At 59.3% G+C, this 22,438-nt stretch carries 19 protein-coding genes; 9 read left to right on the top strand and 10 right to left on the bottom strand.

The features are described 5' to 3' along the window. The first annotated feature begins 14 nt into the window (after positions 1–14). The 4 genes from AC2D8V_RS12185 (at position 15) to AC2D8V_RS12170 (ending at position 3,429) form a co-directional block, all read left to right on the top strand. Positions 15–734, top strand: a complete 720-nt coding sequence (locus AC2D8V_RS12185; protein WP_484733907.1) for a 16S rRNA (uracil(1498)-N(3))-methyltransferase — start codon at positions 15–17, stop codon at positions 732–734. Next, positions 731–1,465 carry a hypothetical protein gene (locus tag AC2D8V_RS12180; protein WP_484733794.1) on the top strand — a complete coding sequence of 245 codons (735 nt, stop codon included), beginning with the start codon at positions 731–733 and terminating at the stop codon, positions 1,463–1,465. Before AC2D8V_RS12185 ends, AC2D8V_RS12180 begins: the two co-directional genes overlap by 4 nt. After that, the gene (locus tag AC2D8V_RS12175; RefSeq protein WP_484733793.1) at positions 1,462–1,992 is read left to right on the top strand and encodes a hypothetical protein; all 531 of its coding nucleotides are present in this window, start codon (positions 1,462–1,464) and stop codon (positions 1,990–1,992) included. The genes AC2D8V_RS12180 and AC2D8V_RS12175 overlap by 4 nt, the downstream gene beginning before the upstream one ends. Positions 1,993–2,058: 66 nt before the next feature. Further along, positions 2,059–3,429 carry a glutamate--cysteine ligase gene (locus AC2D8V_RS12170; RefSeq protein ID WP_484733792.1) on the top strand — a complete coding sequence of 457 codons (1,371 nt, stop codon included), beginning with the start codon at positions 2,059–2,061 and terminating at the stop codon, positions 3,427–3,429. Positions 3,430–3,438: 9 nt separating this feature from the next. Here the strand turns inward: AC2D8V_RS12170 and AC2D8V_RS12165 are convergent, their stop codons facing one another. Continuing rightward, positions 3,439–3,849, bottom strand: coding sequence for a universal stress protein (locus AC2D8V_RS12165; RefSeq protein WP_484733791.1), 411 nt, complete (start codon positions 3,847–3,849; stop codon positions 3,439–3,441). Between the two features lie 615 nt (positions 3,850–4,464). Between AC2D8V_RS12165 and AC2D8V_RS12160 the strand changes: the two genes are divergently transcribed. Continuing rightward, positions 4,465–4,629 (top strand): hypothetical protein, encoded by a 165-nt coding sequence (locus AC2D8V_RS12160; RefSeq protein ID WP_484733790.1) that lies wholly within the window; start codon positions 4,465–4,467, stop codon positions 4,627–4,629. A gap of 235 nt (positions 4,630–4,864) precedes the next feature. Here the strand turns inward: AC2D8V_RS12160 and AC2D8V_RS12155 are convergent, their stop codons facing one another. From AC2D8V_RS12155 to xdhA, 7 genes are all read right to left on the bottom strand, one after another. Next, a complete protein-coding gene (locus tag AC2D8V_RS12155) occupies positions 4,865–5,944 on the bottom strand; it encodes a BMP family ABC transporter substrate-binding protein (RefSeq protein ID WP_484733789.1) in 1,080 nt (359 codons plus the stop codon). Positions 5,945–5,998: 54 nt separating this feature from the next. Next, positions 5,999–6,919: an ABC transporter permease gene (locus AC2D8V_RS12150; RefSeq protein WP_484733788.1), complete on the bottom strand. Its 921-nt coding sequence runs from the start codon at positions 6,917–6,919 to the stop codon at positions 5,999–6,001. Further along, positions 6,919–8,001 (bottom strand): ABC transporter permease, encoded by a 1,083-nt coding sequence (locus tag AC2D8V_RS12145; protein ID WP_484733787.1) that lies wholly within the window; start codon positions 7,999–8,001, stop codon positions 6,919–6,921. Before AC2D8V_RS12145 ends, AC2D8V_RS12150 begins: the two co-directional genes overlap by 1 nt. Before the next feature lie 72 nt (positions 8,002–8,073). Then, entirely contained in the window at positions 8,074–9,588 is a 1,515-nt protein-coding gene (locus AC2D8V_RS12140; RefSeq protein ID WP_484733786.1) for an ABC transporter ATP-binding protein, read from the bottom strand. Continuing rightward, positions 9,585–10,526 (bottom strand): xanthine dehydrogenase accessory protein XdhC, encoded by a 942-nt coding sequence (xdhC, locus tag AC2D8V_RS12135; RefSeq protein WP_484733785.1) that lies wholly within the window; start codon positions 10,524–10,526, stop codon positions 9,585–9,587. Before xdhC ends, AC2D8V_RS12140 begins: the two co-directional genes overlap by 4 nt. Continuing rightward, positions 10,523–12,817, bottom strand: a complete 2,295-nt coding sequence (xdhB, locus tag AC2D8V_RS12130; protein WP_484733784.1) for a xanthine dehydrogenase molybdopterin binding subunit — start codon at positions 12,815–12,817, stop codon at positions 10,523–10,525. The genes xdhC and xdhB overlap by 4 nt, the downstream gene beginning before the upstream one ends. Then, the gene (gene xdhA, locus AC2D8V_RS12125; RefSeq protein WP_484733783.1) at positions 12,814–14,223 is read right to left on the bottom strand and encodes a xanthine dehydrogenase small subunit; all 1,410 of its coding nucleotides are present in this window, start codon (positions 14,221–14,223) and stop codon (positions 12,814–12,816) included. Before xdhA ends, xdhB begins: the two co-directional genes overlap by 4 nt. A 221-nt stretch (positions 14,224–14,444) precedes the next feature. Here xdhA and dnaE point away from each other — a divergent pair, with 221 nt between their 5' ends. Then, positions 14,445–17,969 (top strand): DNA polymerase III subunit alpha, encoded by a 3,525-nt coding sequence (gene dnaE, locus AC2D8V_RS12120; protein ID WP_484733782.1) that lies wholly within the window; start codon positions 14,445–14,447, stop codon positions 17,967–17,969. 59 nt (positions 17,970–18,028) lie between these two features. On the opposite strand, the gene AC2D8V_RS12115 is transcribed toward dnaE, so the two are convergent. Further along, positions 18,029–18,226: a SlyX family protein gene (locus tag AC2D8V_RS12115; RefSeq protein WP_484733781.1), complete on the bottom strand. Its 198-nt coding sequence runs from the start codon at positions 18,224–18,226 to the stop codon at positions 18,029–18,031. A 209-nt stretch (positions 18,227–18,435) separates the two neighbouring features. Here AC2D8V_RS12115 and hisS point away from each other — a divergent pair, with 209 nt between their 5' ends. From hisS to hisG, 3 genes are read left to right on the top strand one after another with little or no spacing between them, the layout of a single operon-like run. Continuing rightward, the gene (hisS, locus tag AC2D8V_RS12110; RefSeq protein WP_484733780.1) at positions 18,436–20,061 is read left to right on the top strand and encodes a histidine--tRNA ligase; all 1,626 of its coding nucleotides are present in this window, start codon (positions 18,436–18,438) and stop codon (positions 20,059–20,061) included. After that, positions 20,058–21,140, top strand: coding sequence for an ATP phosphoribosyltransferase regulatory subunit (locus AC2D8V_RS12105; protein ID WP_484733779.1), 1,083 nt, complete (start codon positions 20,058–20,060; stop codon positions 21,138–21,140). Before hisS ends, AC2D8V_RS12105 begins: the two co-directional genes overlap by 4 nt. Next, positions 21,137–21,829 carry an ATP phosphoribosyltransferase gene (hisG, locus tag AC2D8V_RS12100; RefSeq protein WP_484733778.1) on the top strand — a complete coding sequence of 231 codons (693 nt, stop codon included), beginning with the start codon at positions 21,137–21,139 and terminating at the stop codon, positions 21,827–21,829. The genes AC2D8V_RS12105 and hisG overlap by 4 nt, the downstream gene beginning before the upstream one ends. A 132-nt stretch (positions 21,830–21,961) precedes the next feature. Here the strand turns inward: hisG and AC2D8V_RS12095 are convergent, their stop codons facing one another. Next, positions 21,962–22,411, bottom strand: coding sequence for a DUF1489 family protein (locus AC2D8V_RS12095; protein WP_484733777.1), 450 nt, complete (start codon positions 22,409–22,411; stop codon positions 21,962–21,964). Positions 22,412–22,438 lie beyond the last annotated feature (27 nt).

Here is a 22,438-nt window from a genome sequence, read left to right as displayed (position 1 = left end):
CTATGAACGATCGTCTGACTGCCAAAATTCGCCTTTTTGTAGAGCACCCTTTGGGGGAGGGGCAATCAGTTCCTTTGCAGCGCGATCAGGCGCATTACCTGTTTGGCGTCATGCGGCTTGGTCCCGGCGCACAGATTTTGCTGTTTGATGGGGTGACCGGCGAGTGGCTGGCCGAGTTGGTCGAGGCTGGCAAGCGAACCGGTCGTCTGCAGGTTTTGCACCAGACACAACCATTGCAGATGCCGCCAGACCTGTGGCTCATGTTTGCGCCGATCAAAAAGGCGCGCACCGACTTTATCGTCGAAAAAGCTACAGAACTCGGAGCGGCGCGCATTATTCCTGTGCAAACGGATTACACCAACGCCGCGCGCATCCAGCGCGACAGATTGCAGGCACATGCAATCGAGGCAGCAGAGCAATGTGGCGGCACTTTTGTGCCGCAGGTGTCCAACCTGCAGCGGCTGGATCGGGTGCTTGATGGCTGGGATGGTACGCGGCGGCTGATGTTTTGTGACGAGGCACAGGCAGGGCAAGCCCATGGTTTACCGCAGGAAAAAGGGCCATGGGCCGTTCTGATCGGGCCAGAAGGGGGGTTTTCCCCCAAGGAACGCGCGAGACTACTTGCTTTGCCTTTCGCGCATGTCGTTTCTTTGGGGCCTCGCATCCTGCGCGCAGATACAGCCGCCGTCGCGGCATTGACGCTCTGGCAACGGGAACTGGGAGACTGGGAATGACCGGACCTGAGCCGATGGTGCGCCTGCACCTCTTTTTTGCGACAGAAAACGATCGTGCAGTGATCCTGCGGCAAGGCCCATCCAAGCAGTTTCGCATGATCCTTTGGCAAAGAGACACCGACAGTTTTGAAGACGGGCAATGGTTGAAGAAAAAAGTGTATGTCGAACGTTGCGCGTTATCGCCTGACGGTGCGCATTTCATCTACTTTACCCTAGACGGGTACTGGCGTGGGCCAGCGGAGGGCGCTTTTTCAGCTCTATCCCGCCCGCCTTACTGGACGGCGTTGTCGGTGTTTCCTTGCGGGGATACGTGGGGCGGTGGTGGCTGTTTTCTGGATAACTGCCATTACTACGCTGGTGGCGGTGCTGATATTATCGGGCGAGACACCGGTTTGGCGCGAGTCACGCTTGGCGAGCCGGACAAGGGGTGCACAACCGGCATTCGTTTGCTTAACGGTAATCGTGCACCACTGCCGCGGGAGGTCACCCGTCGCATTCTCAAAGATCCCGCACCGCAATCCGTGCGTGACATCTATGACCGGATGGCGGCGCCACAGAGCGACGCGCTCAGCCGGTATGACACCCAGGGCGGTATGCTATACCGTCGACGCGGACAGGAGTTGGCCCTTATTCGTGACTTTACCGATATGGAGTTTGAGCCGGTTGTGGCACCTTATGACTGGCGAGACGAAGATGCCGGATGGCATCCGCTGAACGGAGACAGGTCGTGACGTCCTTTATTCGACCCGAAGCGAAAGACGCCATGACCCGGTGGAGAGAGGCACTGATCGGTGTCGCCTGCACGGCCTGCGGCCTTTGGCTTTTTCTGCAACCCGGGCATCTGTTGAAATTTCCGGGCGGCGCGTTTCTGATCGGCGGGCTTGCTTTGCTTTGGATCGGCGTGCAGCGCGGCCGGTTTCGCGCATCGGGGGCCGGACCGGGCACGGTCGATGTGGATGAAGGGCGTGTTGTCTATTATGGCCCGCTGACTGGTGGCAGTATTGATCTGCGAGAGCTTTCTCGGCTGGTATATGACCCAACCCTACATCCGGCGCACTGGCGGCTTGAGCAATCGGGGCAGGCCGCGCTGCTCGTGCCGGTAAATGCTGCGGGTGCGCAGGATCTTTTTGACGCCTTTTCAACGTTGCCCGGCCTGCGGATGGACAAGGTGCTGAGAGCAACCAGAGGCGAGAGCACGCACTCCATCGTGCTCTGGCAGCGTGATACTTCCATGTCCGCACATAGGACTCTGCATTGACACGCAGTAGAATTCGCATCATCCCGAAAGCCGAGTTATCGGCAGCCAACGAACGGAGCCTTCACCATGTCCATTCCTCAGTCCGGCGGTGGCCCGATTACGTCGCACAACCAGTTGGCAGAATACCTCGAACAAGGGTGCAAGCCGAAAGAGGATTGGCGCATCGGAACCGAGCACGAAAAGTTTGGGTATTGCCGCGATACGCTCAAGCCGCTGCCGTATGAGGGCGAACGCTCGATCCGTACGATGCTTGAGGGGCTGCGTGACACATTTGACTGGGCGCCCGTCATGGAAGACGGCAAGATCATCGGGCTTGAAAAAGATGGCGCGAATGTGAGTCTTGAACCCGGTGGGGCGCTGGAGTTGTCAGGCGCGCCGCTGGAGACGATTCATGAAACCTGCGACGAGGTGAATTCTCATTTGCGAGAAGTCAAAGAGGTCGCCGACCGCATCGGAGCGGGTTTTATCGGTTTGGGTGCTGCGCCTGTCTGGACGCATGACCAGATGGATCTTATGCCCAAGGGTCGGTACAAGCTGATGAACGACTACATGGGCCGTGTTGGCACCATGGGCCGCGTCATGATGCGACGTACCTGTACGGTTCAGGTTAACCTCGATTTCGGTTCCGAAGCTGACATGGTGCAAAAAATGCGCGTGGCGCTGGCGCTGCAACCTGTTGCTACAGCCCTGTTCGCGAACTCTCCGTTTTTCGAAGGACGTGTCAACGGGCACAAGTCGTGGCGCGCGGTGTCGTGGCGCAATCTGGATGCAGCACGTACCGGGATGCTGCCGTTCGTTTTTGATGAAGGTTTCGGTTTTGAGGCGTGGGTTCAATACGCGCTGGATGTACCGATGTATTTCGTCTACCGCGACGGCGCTTACGTCAATGCTCTGGGCATGTCATTCCGCGATTTTCTTAGGGGTGAATTGCCTGCATTGCCGGGGGAAACGCCAACGATTTCAGATTGGGCCGATCACTTGACCACCGCCTTCCCCGAAGCGCGGTTAAAACGCTTTATCGAGATGCGCGGAGCGGACGGAGGACCTTGGCGGAGACTTTGCGCCTTGCCCGCTTTCTGGGTGGGTCTGACCTATGATCAGACTGCGCTCGATGCGGCCTGGGATCTGGTAAAGGGCCTCGATGCGGGTACAAGAGACGCCTTGCGGGTCGTCGCATCGTCACACGGGCTTCAGGGAGAAGTGAACGGCGTAAAAATGCATGATCTGGCCCGCGAAGCGGTTGCAATCAGCCATGCAGGGTTAAAGTCGCGTGCCCGGTCGGGCGCCGGTGGGATGGTGCCCGATGAGACGCATTTTCTGAACGCTTTGCATGAGAGCGTCGAGACAGGCAAAACACCCGCGGATGAGTTGCTGGATCACTATCACGGTGACTGGAATGGTGATCTCAGCCGCATCTACAAAGAATACTCTTACTAAGCTGGTAGGCTATCGCATGACATGTACCGCGCAGCGCGCGTGACGAACGACTCGTGCGGCAGTGGAGCCAATGAAATAGTCTTCAAGACCCGGTTTGTGAGATGAGATCACAATGCAGTCTGCTGAGTGTTTTTCGGCGTAGTCCAGAATGCTTTGCGACGAGTGTCCGTGGATAACGCTGCACAGGGTATTTGCACTGACCTTATCAGCCAGCTTGTGCAGTTCGCTCATCGCCGTTTCGCGGTGCTTTTCACGCACACCATGTGGGATATGTGCGGCCGCATAAACTGGAACATCCTCCAACACATGCAGAAGGGTTATGGTGCCGTCCTCTGCCAAAAGATGGCTGGCCGTTTCAACCGCCGCCCAACCCTGAGAGCCGTGATCGAAAACAATGGGTACGAGTATGTGTTTGTACATTGTCTCACTCCTTCTTGGTGACATCATGATAACCCTGCGCCAGCAAAGCTGCCTTGACCTGTGTCAGTTCAGCAGGGCACCGCCCTCCAATGCGTGACACGGCGACCAGACATCGCCACGAGAAGGTGCAAGCGCAACTCTCAACGGTATCTAAGAGCAGTGACCGGGATCAATGGAAATGCCCCTCACGCCTCTGTTGAATGACAAACGATTGGTGGTCGAGGGCTGGAGGCTCTACTGGATCGCATGGCAAATACTGCCGTCGCCTTATTTTTCGAAACTGCCGCGCTGACCTAAATCGGCACCGACGAAAAAGAGTGCTGAGCAGGTGAAACCCGAAGGCGTGGCTGCAGGTTTCTTTTGAATAAATGCTCAAAAATCGGTTTGCCCAGGAATGTCACTGGTTTTTGGCTCGAACACGGGATGTGGAAAATCACGAATTTGAACAATTTCAGCCCGGTGCCAGATGTCGAAGTTTTTGGCTATTCGCACAAGGCCTAGACAACTTTCTCGCGGCAATGGCCATCAGGTGGGCAGCTGTTATCGCGGTTATTCGGACGTGGTCGGGGCCTTACAAAGTGGCCACGACGGACGACAGGTAAAGATGATGGCTAGTTGTCCATCCTTTCTTCGGTCGAGCAAGCGATGCGTCTGGCAAGTCCTTTCGAGCAGTGCCTGGGAAATCCAATGCTGTCGGAAAGGATTGGGATCAATACCCGCGACATCGTCAAAGCGGGAGAGGACTTTCCGGACGCTGTGGCCAAAAGGCAACCCGAATAGCGATCAAAGCTCAGCAGGATGAAACCCGTCAGTCAGACGCGACACGCGCGATGATCGAAACTGCCGGCGAATTCCATCTCGATGCGTCAATCGAAGTGACGTTGAAAGGGTTGGAGGGAGAGTACCGCTTGTATCATCTGGCTTGCGGCCCCGCAGCCTGCCGTCAGTTGCACGGCGGCGGGTCAAAAAAAGCCCCGGTCAGAACCGGGGCTTTCTCGAATTATCGCAGCGCAACTTATTGCGGAATATCGCCTGTGATCCCTTCGACGTAAAAGTTCATGCCTGCAAGAGTGCCGTCATCGGCGGTCTCGCCTTCGGCCAGCCAGTCACTGCCGTCCTGCTTTTTCAGCGGGCCGGTGAACGCGTGGTATGAACCGTCTGCCAGTGCGGCTTTCATGGCGAGGGCCTCTTCTTTGACATCTGCTGGGACCACATCGGAAATTTCACCGATGCCAACCATGCCGGGGCCGATACCATCCCACGTATCTGTGCTTTCCCACGTGCCGTCCATGACGGCCTTGGTCCGTGCGATATAGTATGGCGCCCAGTCATCGATGATGGAGGATACGCGCGGCATTGGCGCATATTGGCCCATGTCAGAGGCTTGCCCGAAAGTGATGACATCGCCTGCTTCCTGTGCGGCTGCTTGCGGCGCAGTGGAGTCAGTGTGTTGCAGAACCACGTCAGCGCCTTGTTCGATCAGGGCTTTGGCCGCGTCCGCTTCCTTGGCAGGATCGAACCATGTGTAGACCCAGATGATCTTGAATTCGACATCCGGGTTCACTTTGGCGGCGTGGATGTAGGCAGAATTGATGCCGCGGATTACTTCGGGGATAGGGAACGAAGCAATGTAGCCGATGATGTTCGATTTTGTCATCTTGCCGGCAATGTGACCTTGAATGGCGCGGCCTTCGTAAAACCGTGCGGAGTAGGTCGAGACGTTATCAGCGCGCTTGTAGCCTGTGGCGTGTTCAAATTTCACATTCGGAAATTTCTTGGCCACGTTGATGGTGGCGTCCATGTAGCCGAAAGACGTGGTAAAGATCAGGTCTGCGCCATCCAGCGCCATCTGCGTCATTACGCGTTCGGCATCCGGGCCTTCGGCCACGTTTTCGACGTAGACGGTTTCGACTGCGTCGCCGAGTTCTTCTTCCACGGCGAGACGGCCCTTGTTGTGCTCGTATGTCCAGCCGCCGTCTCCGATCGGGCCTACATAAACAAAGCCGACCTTCGTTTTTTCATGACCATCGGCAACCGCGCCTGTGGCCATACCCAGTGCAATGGCCGCACTGGCAAGGAGTGTGGTGAATTTCATGTGTTGGTCTTCCCCATGTTTTGCTGCCCCTTGTGGCGGGGCTTTGATTTGCCCCTAGCTTGAGGCGTGGAATGTCCGACCCAGAGAGCCGGGGGCTGCGCTCTTATCCGCAGACAGGACGACAAGCACAACGATCGTTATAACATACGGCGACATTGCCAGATATTCGACAGGAATGGCAACGCCAGCACCTTGCAAATTGAGCTGCAATTGCGTGATCCCGCCGAAAAGATAAGCACCCAAGAGAACACGCCACGGTTTCCAGCTGGCAAATACAACGAGAGCGAGTGCGATCCAGCCCACGCCGGCTGTCATACCTTCTGTCCATTGCGGTACGCGGATAAGACTGATGTAGGCGCCGCCCATGCCTGCGAGGGCGCCGCCGAACATGATGGCCAGTGTCCGGATGCGTACCACTTTGTACCCCAAGGCGTGCGCTGCATCATGGTTTTCCCCGACGGCGCGCAGAACCAATCCAATGCGCGTAAACCGCAGCACAGCCCAGACGAGGGCAACAAAGATCAATCCGACATAGAGCATGGGGTCATGCGAAAACAGGATCTGGCCAACTACCGGGATATCGGCCAATGGGCCAAAGTTGATATCCGGCATGCGCGGCGGTTTGATACCGACATAGCCCTGACCCAAGAGTGACGACAGACCAAGTCCAAACAGAGTGAGCGCCAGCCCGGATGCCACCTGATTTGCAAGTGTCACCTGCGTGAGAAAGGCAAACAAAAGGCTCAGACCCATTCCACCGAGGGCTGCGGCGATAAATCCGGTCGTGGGTGATCCTGTTTCAACCGCGATGGCAAAACCGCATATGGCACCCACGATCATCATCCCCTCGACGCCAAGGTTAAGAACACCTGCGCGTTCTGCCACCAACTCGCCCGTTGCAGCCAGCAGAATTGGTGTTGCTGCACTCATCAGCGCCGCGATGAGCAAGATCGGGTTGATTGCAGAAAGATCCATTACGCCGCCTCCGTCCGACCCATGCGGATCCGGTAATTCGTCAAAACGTCCAAGGCCAGAAGAAAGAAAAGCAGCATGCCCTGAAACACCTGTATGGCGGCTGCAGGCAGGCCCAGCTGGCTTTGCGCGATGTCACCGCCGATGTAGGTCAGCGCCATAAGCAGCCCGGCCAGAACAATGCCCACGGGGTGAAGGCGGCCGAGAAAGGCGACGATAATCGCGGTAAATCCGTAGCCTACGTTGAAATCTATCGTGACCTGCCCGGCAGGGCCCGATACCTCGAAAAGCCCTGCCAGCCCGGCAAGCATGCCCGAAAAGCCGAGGCAAAACAGAATAAGCCGGTTCGGATTCACGCCTGAAAACCGGGCGGCGCGTGGCGCATCGCCGGTCACACGTACGGCAAACCCGATACGGTGGCGTGCCAGCAGAACATAGGCAAATATCACAGCAATCATGGCCATCACGACCCCCCAGTGCATGCCTGAATTTGCAATGATCTCGGCGTTATGTGCGCTTTCATACTGCTGCAGGTTACGGCTTCCCGGGAAGCCGAACCCTTCTGGGTTTTTCAACAAACCCAAGGACATCGACGCCAGAAATTGCTCGGCAACATAGACCAGCATCAACGATACCAGAATTTCGTTTGTGCCAAACTTGACCTTGAGCACAGCCGGTATCATAGCCCAAATCCATCCGCCGAACGCGCCTGCCAGAACCATGCCGGGAAATATCAGAGCGCTCTCGGTGGGATAAAAGGCCAGTCCGAAACCGGCACCGAAAAGTGCCCCCATGATGTACTGGCCTTCGGCACCGATGTTCCAGATACCAGCCTTGAAGCCAATGCTCAGTCCGATCGCGATCAAGACCAACGGCGCGCCCTTGATCAGCAACTGGGGACGGTAGAAAAACGCGAACTCGCCAAAGATCGGTTCCCAGAAAATCGTCTGTATTGACTGCACAGGGTCTTTGCCAAGTGCGACAAACAACAACCCACCAAAGAAAAACGTAGCAGCCACTGCAAGAAGCGGCGTTGCGTAGGCAAAGGCCTGACTAGGTTGCGGTCGCTTCTCCAGCCGGATCATCTCATGCGCTCCCGGTTTCGTTGGCCACCAAATATCCCCACCTGAGGCACAAGAGCTTTTCCGCAAACCAGTTCAAACATGCGCGACCTCCATCCCGTGTGCACCGCCCATCATCAAGCCGATCTGCTCGACGCTGAGCCCCGCGGCAGGGCGCGGATCTGACAGCCGCCCTTCGTTGAGCGCCGCAAACCTGTCAGAAATTTCCATAAGCTCATCAAGGTCTTGGCTGATGACGATTAACGCAGCACCCTTGGTCGCCAAATCCAGCAGGGATTGGCGGATGGCGGCGGCGGCCGACGCATCAACCCCCCATGTCGGTTGGTTCACCACCAGAACGTCGGGGCGTTGCAGCACCTCGCGGCCAATTACGAATTTCTGCAGATTTCCCCCCGAGAGGGACCGCGCCGCATTCCCCGGCCCGGGAGTACGCACGTCGAATGCCTCGATGATTTTCTCGGCAAAGTTACGGGCGGCGGGCCAGTTCAGAAACCCGCCTTTCTCGAGATTTTCACGGGTTGCCCCTGTCAGCATTGCATTTTCCGTCAGCGACATGTCAGGGGCAGCCGCATGGCCGAGCCGTTCTTCGGGTGCGCATAAAAGACCCAAAGCGCGTCGGGCACGCGGCCCGAGCCGGCTGATGTCCTCACCGCGCAACCGGATCATCCCGTCGCCTGCAACCATTTCGCCGGAAAGTGCTGCCAAAAGCTCATCCTGACCGTTGCCGGCGACGCCACCGATCCCGAGGATTTCGCCGCTACGCAACGCCAAAGACAGATCGCGCAGGGGCATGCCGAATGCCGAAGGCGAGGCCAGCGACAATCCGGACAACGCGAGCACAACGTCACCCGGTTCCACACCCGACCGGGTCGGGGTGCCCAACACTTTGCCCACCATAAGTTCGGCCATTTCCCGCGCCGTAGTGTCCCGTGGCACGCAGGTGCCCACGACCCTGCCCAGCCTGAGGATCGTGGCGGTGTCGCACAGGGTGCGGATTTCTTCCAGCTTGTGGGAAATATACAGGATTGAGGTACCTTCGGCGCGCAGCTTTTGAAGTGTCTGAAACAGAATATCGACTTCCTGCGGGGTAAGTACTGAGGTCGGTTCGTCCATGATCAGGAGTTTCGGTTCTTGCAGCAGGCACCGGATGATCTCGACCCGCTGGCGTTCGCCTGCCGAAAGATCGCCAACGATCCGGTCCGGCGACAGGGGTAGCCCGTAGGTTTCTGAAACTCGGCGGATTTGCTCGGATAATGTGCGCATCGCAGGCGCGTCTTCCATACCCAAAGCGATGTTTTCCGCGACCGTCAGCGCATCAAAAAGCGAAAAATGCTGAAAGACCATCCCCACGCCCGCAGCACGCGCGGCACGCGGTTCGGCTGGCAAAAAAGGCTGCCCGTTCATCAACATTTCGCCCTGATCAGGTTTCACCAGACCGTAAATCATCTTGACCAGCGTCGACTTGCCTGCACCGTTTTCGCCAAGCAACGCATGCACTTCTCCGGGCATGATCTGCATTGACACATCGTCGTTGGCGACGACGCCGGGGTAGGCCTTGGTCAACCCGTTGAGCGTTAGAAGTGGGGTCATCCAAAGCCTTTCGCATCATCTGCGGCGACAGTATTCCACTGCGCCAGAAAAGTAGCCGCCACGCTCACAGCAATTGCCTGAGGGTGCTTGCCGAATTCAGGCTGTCCTATAGGGCAGGTGATCTGCGCGATCGATCCCGGTGCATGCCCCAAAGCCGCGAGCCGCGATCTGAAACGCGCCCACTTCGTCTTTGACCCGATCAGCCCCGCAAAGCCAAAGCGATGGCATAACAACTGATGGCACAGTTCAAGGTCGAGCGCATGCGAATAGGTAACAATCAGGTGCTGGCCGTCTGGCGGCGCATGACGGACGAGGCGGGCGAGCTTATCGGTCGCAATCAGTTCGACCTTATCCGGAATGTCGTGTGGGAAGCGATCTTTCGCTGTATCGATCCAGGTAAGGCTGACATCCGGCAAAGGATTCAGCACATCCACAATTGCCCGCCCAACATGCCCCGCGCCCCAGATCCAGACATGGCGTGAAGGGTTCGCGACTGGTTCAATCAACCAGCCGTCCAGCCATTGCACCTCCGGCGGCCGGGCTGCACTTCGCGCGGTACCAAGCGCACGCTGCACCGCAAAAGGCATAACACCGGGGCCTCTGGCAACGACGTCGCGAGGCAGCGCCAGAGCAGATTCCGTATCAAACGGCTCGGTCAACAACGTGACCGCGCCACCACAACACTGGCCCAAGTCAGGGCCAAGCGCGTGCTGTGTCACCTTTGGCGTGTCTTTGTCCAGCCAATCGCGCGCGGCATTTATCGCCGCGTGTTCCAGTGTCCCGCCTCCAATCGTGCCGCTAAACCCATCGCGCCAAACCAGCATCGCCGCCCCTGTTTCTCGCGGAGCAGAGCCGCGGACATCAGCGACCACGACCCGGCAGACGCGTCCGTGGCGCCGGCAGGCGGCGGTCAGCGCGGTGCGGTCAAAGCCGGTCATGATGGGGTCTCGCCAGTCGCACGCATTATGGCGTCCAACACTGCTTCTGCTGTGGCGGGGGTCTGCAAATCCGGGTAGTTTGGCCCGCAGGCCGAGACGGCATCGCACAAAGCGGCATAAGCCGAAATACCCAGCATGAGGGGTGGTTCACCCACGGCCTTGGATCGGTATACGGTCTCTTCTCTGTTCGCCCCATCCCACAGCGCAACGCTGAAAATATCCGGCCGGTCCGAGCAGGCAGGTATCTTGTAAGTTGACGGGGCATGCGTGCGCAGCCGTCCTGACTCGTCCCAAACAAGCTCCTCGGTGGTCAACCAACCCGCACCCTGTACATACCCGCCTTCGACTTGCCCGATGTCGAGCGCAGGGTTCAGCGATTTGCCCGCGTCATGCAGTATGTCAGCCCGCAAAATCCGGTTCTCGCCTGTCAGCGTGTCGATGGCGACCTCAGTGATTGCCGCGCCATAGGCAAAGTAGAAAAATGGCCGGCCTTGCCCTCTCAGTCGGTCCCACGCAAGCTTTGGCGTCTTGTAAAAGCCGGTAGACGAAAGGCTGACGCGGCCAAGATAGCAGCGCTGCGCCGCCTGTGCGAACGTCATTTCCGTAGCACCTATGCGCACCATGCCGTCCTCGAACACAACGTCAGAGGCGTGTGCCTGATGCTCGGCGGCCAAGGCGTCTGCCATACGTGTGCGGATGGTGTCGCAGGCGATCTGCACCGCCATGCCGTTCAAATCACTCCCCGAAGAAGCTGCCGTTGCCGAAGTATTCGGGACTTTCGCGGTGTCGGTCGCTGTGATCTTGATCAGGCTGGTGTCGATGCCAAACCGGTCAGCGGCCACCTGTGCGACCTTTTGAAATAGTCCCTGACCCATCTCGGTGCCGCCGTGGTTCAGATGGACCGATCCATCCTGATAGACATGCACCAGCGCACCAGCCTGATTGAGGTGCGTCAGCGTGAATGAAATACCGAATTTCACGGGCGTCAGCGCGATCCCTTTCTTGATGACTGAATTCTCGGCGTTCCAGGCGGCAATTGCCTTGCGCCGCGCGTCGTAATCGCCGGTCCTAGTCAACTCGTCGATCAGATCGGGCAAAACGAAGTCTTCGACGGTCTGACCATAGGGCGTCTGGGCGCGCGATCCGCCGTCTCGTGCGTAAAGGTTCGCGCGGCGCACCTTCAGTGGATCGATACCAAGATGGGCGCTTATGTGATCCATGACGCGTTCGATACCCAGCATACCCTGAGGCCCGCCAAACCCGCGAAAAGCGGTCGCACTTTGCGTGTTGGTCCGCAAACGGTGGCTTGTGATCTTCACTGCGGGCAGAAAATAGGCGTTGTCGGAGTGCAGCATGGCCCGGTCGGCAACCGGCAGAGACAGGTCCTGCGCCCAACCGCACCGCACAAGGTGCGTGAAGTCTATGCCAAGGATGCGCCCTTGGTCATCAAACCCGACGGTATAGTCGATTTCAAAGTCGTGGCGCTTGCCCGTGATGACCATGTCGTCGTCCCGGTCGTAGCGCATTTTGCAGGGCTTACCTGTAAGCCGCGCCGCGAGTGCGCAGGCGATGGCCAAGGCGTTGCCTTGACTTTCCTTGCCGCCAAAGCCGCCGCCCATGCGGCGCGTTTCAACACGTACATTGTGCATGGCAAGCCCCAGCGCTTCAGCGACTTTGTGTTGAATTTCGGTGGGATGCTGCGTGGAACTCATCACCAGCATATCACCGTCGTCCTGCGGCTGGGCCAGTGCCGCCTGACCCTCGAGGTAGAAATGCTCCTGCCCGCCGACGTGCAGTCGTCCCGTCAGGCTATGTGTTGCATTGCCAATCTCGCGTTCCGGGTCACCGCGGCCCCAAATCCTTGGCCCGTCCTCAAACCTGCTATCGGCTGCCAGTGCCTCATCAACGCAGAGCAGGGCGTTGCTTGGATCGACGTCGACTGTCGCAAGGCGCGCAGCCTTGCGTGCGGCCAGATGAGATCGTGCGATGACCAGAAAAAGCGGCTGCCCGACATAATGCACTGTGTCTTTCGCCAAAAGTGGCTCGTCATGGTTGGACGGCGAGCAATCCGCGTCGTTCGGCAAATCTGCGGCTGAAAGCGCCGCGACCACATCCGCGCTGTTGCGGACTTTGGTCAAATCCAGTTTGCGGATGCGGCCAGACGCAATACTGGACACGCCGAAGGCAAGATGCAGGGTGCCTGCGGGGCAGGGGATGTCATCGACGTAGCGCGCCGCGCCGGTGACATGCAGAGCTGCTGCATCGTGGGGGAGTGGGCGCGAAACCGTCATGCAGAAACCTTCGCAACACAGGTTTGGCTGCCTTGGTCTTCGAGCCAGTAGCGCAACAACATATTCTGAGCAGTCCGGAGCCGGTAACCGGCACTTGCCCGCATGTCACTAAGGGGTGTGAAGTCATCTGCCAGCGCCTGCATCGCCCGGTGCACCGTGTCTCGCGACCAAGGTTTGCCTTGTAAGGCGTCTTCTGCCGCTGTTGCGCGTTTAGGCGTGCCAGCCATGCCGCCAAAGGCAATCCGCGCGGTTTGTACCAGCCCGCCTTCGAGCACGAGGCTCAAACAGCCGCAAACTGCAGAGATATCCTGATCAAACCGTTTCGACAGCTTGTAACACCGCAATCTGTCGGTTTGTCGCGGCACGCTGATTTTCTCGACAAATTCACCGGGGGAGCGGTCCTGTTTGCCGTATTCGATGAAGAAGTCCTCCAGCGCCAGATCCCGGCGCGTGTCCCCGTGGCGCAAGTGCAGTCGCGCGCCAAGTGCAATCAAGGCGGGCGGGCCGTCGCCAATCGGAGATCCGTTTGCGATATTGCCGCCGATGGTAGCCGCGTTTCTGACCTGAACCGACCCATACCGGGCGATCATCTGCGCAAATGAAGGGTGAAACGGGGCAATCGCGTTTTGCAACTCGGTAAGCGTTGTCATCGCGCCGATCGTGATCGTTTCGGCATCGACAGTCACGCCACGCAAATCGAAACATCGATTAAGAAAGGCTGTGGGGCTGATGTCGCGCATGTCCTTGGTCACCCAAAGGCCAACATCAGTGGCCCCTGCGACAAGAGTGGCGGTCGGGTGCGCCGCATACCACCGTGCCAGATCATCGGCACTTTCCGGCTGGTAGACGTTTGCCGGTGTTCCGCCTTCACCGCTTGTTTCGGCGTCCGTTACCGCTGCGGTATCGGTTGCCTCACATGGTGCGTCTTTCACATGATCCGGGACGGGTGCAGTCTCTGCCGCAACAGCCGCACGGACGATCGGCGCATAACCAGTACACCGGCAGAGATTGCCCGCCAATTGCGTATCATGATCGGTTGCGCCGTTCAGGTGCGCAGTGGCCATCGATACGACGAAGCCCGGCGTGCAAAAGCCGCATTGGCTGCCATGATGATCTATCATTGCCTGCTGGACAGGATGCAATGCCCCATCAGGGGCTGCGATCCCTTCTATGGTTCGGACCGCCTTGCCGTTCAGTTGCGGCAAAAACAGGATGCAGGCATTCAGCGCATGTGCGCCGGACTCGTCAGTGACCATCACGGTGCATGCACCGCAGTCGCCCTCGTTGCAGCCTTCCTTGGTTCCTGTAAAGCCGCGTGTTTCCCGAAGCCAGTCCAGCAGGGTTGTTGTCGCTGCCACGTCATGCAGCGTCACGGTCTCTCCGTTAAGGCGAAACGCTATGTCCATCCGGTTGATCCGCCGCGGTACCCCAGACCCTCAAAACCCAGACGTTCGATGCGGCGTAGAACGTCAGGCGGTCGATTTCGCACCCGACGCTATTCGTCTCTCTGTGTGCTGGCAAGGAAAATTGAACTGTGAAGGGGTCTGGCGGCGTGCGCATGCCATTTTTTGCGCCGCAGCTGATTTCCCGTCTGGCAAGGCAAGCAGGGCTGCCGTACGTTTGCGTCATGCCTACTGATCCCCGATTCATCCACCTGCGCACCCATTCCGAGTATTCGCTTCTGGAAGGCGCGCTGCGCTTGAAGAAACTGCCCGGCTTATGCCACGAGGCCGGTATGCCGGCACTCGCTTTGACCGATACAAACAACATGTTTGCGGCACTGGAGTTTTCTGTCTCTATGTCGGGCGCGGGCGTGCAGCCAATTCTGGGCTGTCAGGTTGATCTGCAGTACATGCAAGCCCGTCCCGGTGAGCGTCCGCGAGACCCTGCGCCCCTTGTGCTGCTGGCTCAAAGCGAGGCGGGATACGAAAACCTGATGAAGTTGAACTCTTGCCTGTACATCGACAAGGGTGGTGCGCTGCCACAGGTCACGTTGGATGAAATCGCCGCCAACGCAGCCGAGGTGATTTGCCTGACGGGTGGGCCGGACGGCCCGGTCGGGATGCTGCTGCAGTCAGGTCAGGCACCGGCGGCGCAAGAACTGATGATCCGGTTGCAAACCATCTTTTGCGACCGTTTGTACGTCGAACTGCAACGCCATCCGGGCGAAAACGGTTTGCCTGACAACGAGCGCCTTACCGAGCGGGGCCTCGTCGAAATGGCCTACGCGATGGATTTGCCGCTGGTTGCCACCAATGATGTCTACTTCCCGCAAGCCAAGATGTACGAAGCGCATGACGCGCTGATCTGCATCGCCGAGGGGGCGTACGTCGACCAGCAGGACGCGCGGCGGCGCCTGACCAACCAGCATTACTTCAAGACACAGGCAGAAATGGTGACTTTGTTTGCCGATCTGCCTGAGGCAATTGAAAACACAGTAGAAATTGCAAAGCGCTGCGCTTTTCAAGCGTATCGGCGTGACCCCATTTTGCCCAAATTCGCGGACGATGAAGTCGAAGAGCTGCGCAGGCAGGCGCACGACGGGCTAAAGGCGCGACTGGCGGTCATCCCGCATGCGGCAACGGTCGAAGAATATACCGAACGGCTCGATTTTGAGCTGGGCATAATCGAAGGCATGGGGTTTCCCGGATACTTTCTGATCGTTGCCGATTTTATCAAATGGGCGAAGGACCATAGCATCCCGGTGGGGCCCGGCCGCGGGTCGGGCGCCGGGTCGCTGGTCGCCTACGCACTGACGATTACAGATCTTGACCCGCTGAGGTATCAATTGCTCTTCGAGCGTTTCCTGAACCCCGAACGCGTGTCCATGCCTGACTTTGACATCGACTTTTGCATGGATCGACGTGAAGAGGTCATCCGCTACGTGCAAGAGAAATACGGGCGCGACAAGGTTGGGCAGATCATCACTTTCGGTGCGCTGTTGTCCAAGGCGGCCGTGCGTGACATCGGGCGTGTCTTGCAGATGCCGTACGGGCAGGTCGACCGCTTGTCAAAGATGATCCCCGTCGAGGGGGTCAAGCCGGTGTCGATCGAAAAAGCGCTGGCGGATGAACCGCGGCTGCGCGAGGAGGCAAAAAACGAGGAAGTCGTCGCAAGGCTGCTGGAATACGGTCAGCAGGTCGAGGGATTGCTGCGGAATGCGTCAACCCACGCCGCTGGGGTGGTGATCGGTGACCGCCCTTTGGATGCCTTGGTGCCGCTCTATCAGGACCCGCGATCCGACATGCCCGCCACGCAATTCAACATGAAGTGGGTCGAGCAGGCAGGTTTGGTCAAATTCGACTTTCTGGGCCTCAAGACACTGACCGTTATTCAGAATGCCGTTGAGCAGATCAACAATGCGGGGCGGCCGTTGCATGTAGCTGCCGATGGCACCGAGCTCTATGCGCCGGCACCCGGTACAGAGAATGATATCAACGCGATCCCCCTCGACGACGAAGCCAGCTACAAGCTCTACGCAAGCGCCAAAACGGTTGCGGTTTTTCAGGTTGAAAGCTCTGGAATGATGGATGCGCTCAAGCGCATGAAGCCAACCTGTATCGAAGATATCGTCGCGCTTGTTGCGCTCTATCGTCCCGGTCCGATGGAGAACATTCCCACCTATTGCGAGGTCAAGAACGGGCTTAAGGAACGCGCCTCAATCCATCCGCTGATCGACGATATTCTCGAGGAAACACAAGGGATTATCGTTTATCAGGAGCAGGTGATGCAGATTGCGCAGGTAATGGCCGGGTATAGCCTTGGCGGCGCCGATCTGCTGCGTCGGGCGATGGGTAAGAAAATCGCCGAGGAAATGGCCAAGGAGCGCCCGAAATTCGAAAAGGGCGCAATGGAAAACGGGGTGGAAAAGGCGAAAGCCACAGAGGTTTTCGATCTTCTGGAAAAGTTCGCAAACTACGGCTTTAACAAATCCCATGCTGCGGCATACGCTGTTGTCAGCTACCAGACGGCGTGGCTCAAAGCCAATCACCCGGTCGAGTTTATGGCCGGTGTTATGAACTGCGACATCCATCTGACAGACAAGCTGGCGATCTACTTCGAAGAGGTCCGCAAGCGGTTGGAACTGCCGTGGGTGCCGCCGTGTGTCAACCGGTCGGATGCGACGTTCAAGGTGGTGGATGGTGCGCTGGTCTATGCGCTTGGGGCGCTGAAAAATGTCGGCGTGGACGCGATGCGGCTTATCGTCGAGGGGCGTGGCGACAAACCCTTTGCCACGCTTTTTGATCTCGCGCGCCGAGTGGACCTCAAGCGCGTAGGCAAGCGCCCGCTGGAAATGCTGGCGCGTTCCGGAGCCTTTGATCAACTGGACAGCAACCGGCGTCGCGTGTTCCTCGCACTTGATGCGCTGGTGGGTTACAGCGCTGCAATCTTTGAACAAAAGGCGTCCAATCAGGTTTCGCTCTTTGGTGAGGCCGGCGACGATTTACCCGAACCGCGTTTGCAGCCTGTGGATGACTGGCTGCCGGCGGAACGCCTGAGCGAAGAGTTCAAGGCGGTCGGCTTTTACCTGTCCGGGCATCCGTTGGACGATTACATGACGCTGCTGAAGCGCAAGTATGGCGGCGACCGTGGCATGCCGTTCATGACGCTGGATGAATTGACCGAGAAGGTCTCGCAAAAGGGCGCGATGAACGCAAAACTCGCCGGTATTGTGGCCGGCCGGCAAGAGCGGAAGTCGGCCCGGGGCAACCGCTTTGCATTTGCACAATTGTCCGATCCTTCAGGGGCTTACGAGGTCACACTTTTCTCTGACACGCTGGAGACCGCGCGCGAACACCTTGATGCAGGGTCCAAAGTTGTCGTGTCGGTCGAGGCAACGATGGAAAGCGACCAACTCAAGTTGCTGGGGCGTTCTGTTGGCCCGATTGACGCGATGACGGCAGATGTGGGCGGGGTCGGACTGAAGGTGTTTGTCGAGGCGCCGGAGGCGATCGAGGCGGTGGCTGCAGTGCTTGAAGGCGCGCGCAAGGCCGCGCGGGGTGCCGGACGCGGACCTGTGCACTTCTGCCTGATGGACCCGAGCCTGCCCGGAGAGGTCGAGATCGATCTGGGTCAGGAGTTCGCTGTGAACCCGCAGATCAAGGGGGCCATCAAATCGCTTCAGGGCGTGCTTGAGGTCGAGGATATCTGAGCCGAAAATGCCGGTCGGTGCGACGTCGGTAAAACGTCGGTATTTCGTCGGTGCAAACGTCAGTAATGGGGCGGGCGCTCGTCACCCACCACTACACCACCGGAGCCTTGCGCGTCGCGTTCTCCCTCGCGCTGCATCAACATGAAAACGCGGCGGTTCAGCGTTGCGATATCCTGTTCCTGTCGGGCGACCACATCTGACAACTCTTCAACGGTTCGGGTCAGATGGGCGATCTTCTCTTCCAGGTGTTGCGTCACGAATAGCTCCTTGGGCAGGCGTTGGTGCGCGGGGTGGGTCTGCGGGCGTGCATGGTGGCGCGCATCGTGCATTACCGGCGCCGTGGCCACGGGCGCGCCCAGACGCCCTAGCACGTGCGAAGCATCGGATAAAGCGCCCAAACCCCGCCTTGTCCTGACCGGTCCTATCCGCTAGACCGCGCGCGAGACGCAATGCCCTGAGGAGCAGCATGGCCAAGCCCAAAAAGACCCCCCGCCCCAAGGCGCAGACGCCCAAGGGGTTCCGCGATTATTTCGGCGCTGAAGTGACCCAGCGCGCCGAGATGCTGTCCAAGATCGCCGGGGTGTATCATCGTTACGGTTTTGATGCGCTGGAAAGCTCAGCGGTGGAAACGGTCGAGGCGCTGGGCAAGTTTCTGCCCGATGTGGACCGCCCGAACGAGGGTGTATTTGCGTGGCAGGAAGACGGCGAAGGCGACAAGCCCGGCGACTGGCTGGCGCTGCGCTATGACATGACTGCTCCGCTGGCGCGCGTCTATGCGCAGCATCGCAACGATCTGCCGACGCCGTACCGGCGCTATGCCATGGGCCCTGTCTGGCGCAACGAAAAGCCGGGGCCGGGGCGGTTCCGTCAGTTTTACCAATGCGATGCCGATACGGTTGGCACGGCAAGTATGGCGGCTGATGCTGAGATTTGCATGATGCTGGCTGACTGCCTTGAAGAGGTGGGCATTCCGCGTGGCGATTACGTAATCCGGGTGAACAATCGCAAGGTTCTGAACGGGGTTATGGAAGTTGCTGAAATCCCCGCTGACGACCACGCTACTCGCGGCATTGTGCTGCGTGCCATCGACAAGCTGGACAGACTAGGTTGGGAAGGTGTAAGCGCCCTTCTTCGCAAAGGTCGACAAGACGAGAGTGGTGATTTTACCGAAGGCGCAAACCTGACCGTCGACCAGGTCAACCGAATATTACGCTTCTTCTCCGCTGGCGAAGAAGCGTCGCAAAACGCATCAATGAAAGTACGTGACGACGAATCCCCTGCAGAATACGAAAGCCGCGTTCGAGCAATTGGCGATTATGCTTCAGGCGTCCGTGGCAACCCGGTTTCGGGTTTGCTGTACAGTCAGCAGGTGCTCCAAGCCCTTGAGACGCTAGGAGCAGGTTCAGATACTGCAATTGAAGGCATTTCTGAACTGCGGCAGATTGCCGACCTATGCGCCGCCGCAGGCTACGGTCCTGACCGCATCGTCATCGACCCCTCGGTCGTGCGCGGCTTGGGGTACTACACCGGCCCTGTTTACGAGGCAGAACTCACCTTTGACATTCAGGATGAAAAAGGCCGCACGCGCAACTTCGGCTCGGTTGCGGGGGGCGGGCGCTATGATGATCTGGTCAAGCGTTTCACGGGGCAGGAAGTACCGGCGACGGGTGTTTCCATTGGGGTCGACAGGCTGCTGGCCGCGCTACACGCCAAGGGGCGTATCGATACAGTAGAAGCCGGCCCCGTTGTCGTCACCGTCATGGACCGCGACCGCATGGCCGACTATCAGGCGATGGTGGCCGAACTGCGGCAGGCGGGCATTCGGGCCGAAGTCTACCTCGGGAACCCCAAGAACTTTGGCAACCAGCTCAAGTACGCCGACAAGCGCAACAGCCCTGTCGCCGTGATCGAGGGCGGCGACGAGAAAGAGCGCGGGGTCATCCAGATCAAGGATCTGATCCTTGGTGCGCAGATCGCCGAAACCGCGACCCACGAGGAATGGAAAGACCGCCCCAGCCAGTTCGAGGTGCCGCGCGCGCAGTTGGTGGATAAGGTGCGCGCGATCCTCACGGAACACGGGCTGACAAAATGACCGCACGCGCCGAGGTTCTGGCAAAGGCGGCCACCCTGCGTGCCCGTCTTGAACAGGCGGGTGCAATGCCCGTCGAGACGCCGATCCTGCAACCGGCAGAGACCCTGCTGGACCTCTACGGAGAGGAAATCCGCGCGCGCGCCTATGTGACGTCGGACGCGCTGCGGGGCGAGCAGATGTTGCGGCCGGATTTCACCGTGCCTGTCGTTCAGATGCATATGGCCCATGGCGCCGAGCCCGCGCGCTACACTTACGCGGGCGAGGTGTTCCGCCGGCAGGAATATGACGCGGACCGCGCCAATGAATACCAGCAGGTCGGGTACGAGGTTTTTGACCGGGCAGATCCGGCGGCAGCCGATGCAGAAGTTTTTGCGCTGATGGCCGAGATCGTGGCCCCGCTGGGCCTGCGGGCGGCAACCGGTGACATCGGTATTCTGATGGCGGCGGTGCAGGGGCTGCAGACCACCGATGCCCGCAAGGCGGCCCTGATGCGGCACATCTGGCGGCCGCGCCGGTTCCGCGCGCTGATGGACCGGTTTGCCGGTCGCGTGCCTCTTTCTTCGGCGCGCCAGAGCCTGCTGGCGGGGCAGGGGCCCGAAGTCACAGCGCCGCACATCGGGCGGCGCAGCCCGCGCGAGATCGAGGCGCGCCTTGCCGTGCTGCACGCAGATGCAGAGGCCGCGCCGATCAGCGGCGACGAGGTGATGCTGGTCAATGCGCTGCTGGGCGTGCGCGAAACGCTGCCCTACGCGTTGGAACAGCTGCGGGACCTGTCTGTCGACCTGCCCGCGATTGCGACTGCTGTCACGCGTCTCTCGGCGCGGGCCGATGCGCTGGCCGCGCGCGGAGTTGATGTGGCCGCACTGCCGTTCGAGGCGAATTACGGACGCACCTCGATGGAGTATTACGACGGGTTCGTTTTTGGGTTTTATGCCGAATACCGTGCTGATCTGCCGCCTGTGGTGACAGGCGGGCGCTATGATGCGCTGACCCGCCGTCTGGGCGCGGGGGCCGAGATCCCCGCTGTGGGGGGTGTGTTGCGGCCCGACCTGATGCTTGTGCTGGAGGCGCAGTCATGACCTTGAAGCTGGGCGTACCCTCCAAGGGTCGGTTGATGGAGAAGACGTTTCAGTGGTTTGGCGCGCGCGGTGTCACGCTGCAGCGGACCGGCTCGGACCGGGAATACGCGGGTTCGGTCAGCGGGGTCGAGGGCGTTGCTCTGGTGCTGCTGTCTGCCGGGGAAATCCCGCGTGAACTCGCAGCCGGGCGCATCCACTTCGGGGTTACGGGGACGGACCTCGTGCAGGAAAAGCTGCCCTTGTGGGAGCAGCAGTTGGAGCCGGTGTCCGAACTGGGGTTTGGGTTTGCGGATCTGGTCATCGCAGTGCCGCAGGTTTGGGTAGATGTAGAGACACTTGACGATCTTGATGCGGTGGCTGCTGCTTTCCGGCAGGCGCACGGGCATCGTTTGCGTATCGCGACCAAGTATCACCGGATCGTGCGCGACTACCTGCGGCAGGGCGGTGTTGCGGATTACGCGCTTGTCGACAGTCAGGGCGCGACCGAGGGGACGGTCGCAAACGAGACCGCAGAGGCGATTGCCGATATCACGTCAAGCGGGGAAACCCTGCGTGCCAACCACCTCAAGACCCTCGCAGACGGCCCGATCCTGCGCTCGCAGGCAACCTTGTGGCGCAGCCGCGTGGCCGCGTTGGAAGACGCAGATCGGGACACCCTGACAGGTTTTCTCGGTCAGCTTGCTGTCTGAACAGCGCAACCTCTGGCGCATGGGGTCTGTGCACGACCGGCCGCCGGCCTGATAACTCGGTGGCTTGCCCCGTCCGCCTGCCGGCGTCGCGGCTTTACTCGGTAACAATGCCCACAGGAGCCGTCACGCCGGCTAAAGCACACCGATTTCGGCCAGCGCGCGGTTAAGTTCGACGGGCAGCGGTTCTTCGCTGGCACGGCCTTTGGGCAGATCGGGCGGCGCGTCGGTGACCGGCAGATACCTCCAGCCCTGAAAGGGCCGTTTCAGGCTGGATTGCGTGCGGATAATGTCAGGGTCGAGCACGATAGCACAGCGGCGAATACCGTCATTGGCGATATATTCGTCAAGCCGGCGCACTTTTTGGCGGCACTGGATGACCCCTTTGATGACCCAGAAGATAGACCCGCCTCGCAGCACGTCTTCCTCCCGCTTGGGCCACATGCGCGTGATGTGGCGCGGCAGCCCGTCAGGTGTCTGCGCGCGTTTGGTTGCCTGCCAGGCGGCCAGATCGTCCACTGTCTCGGTGCCGACGGACAGTTTGATCAGGTGTACGGTTTTGGTGCTTTGATTCTGCTCACTCATGGCGTATATTGTAGCCCTTGTTCCGAA

The sequence above is a fragment of the Roseobacter sp. YIN89 genome, from assembly GCF_057219365.1.
The sequence above is the reverse complement of the archived record's forward strand: the minus strand, read 5'-3'. Positions and strand labels throughout refer to the sequence as shown.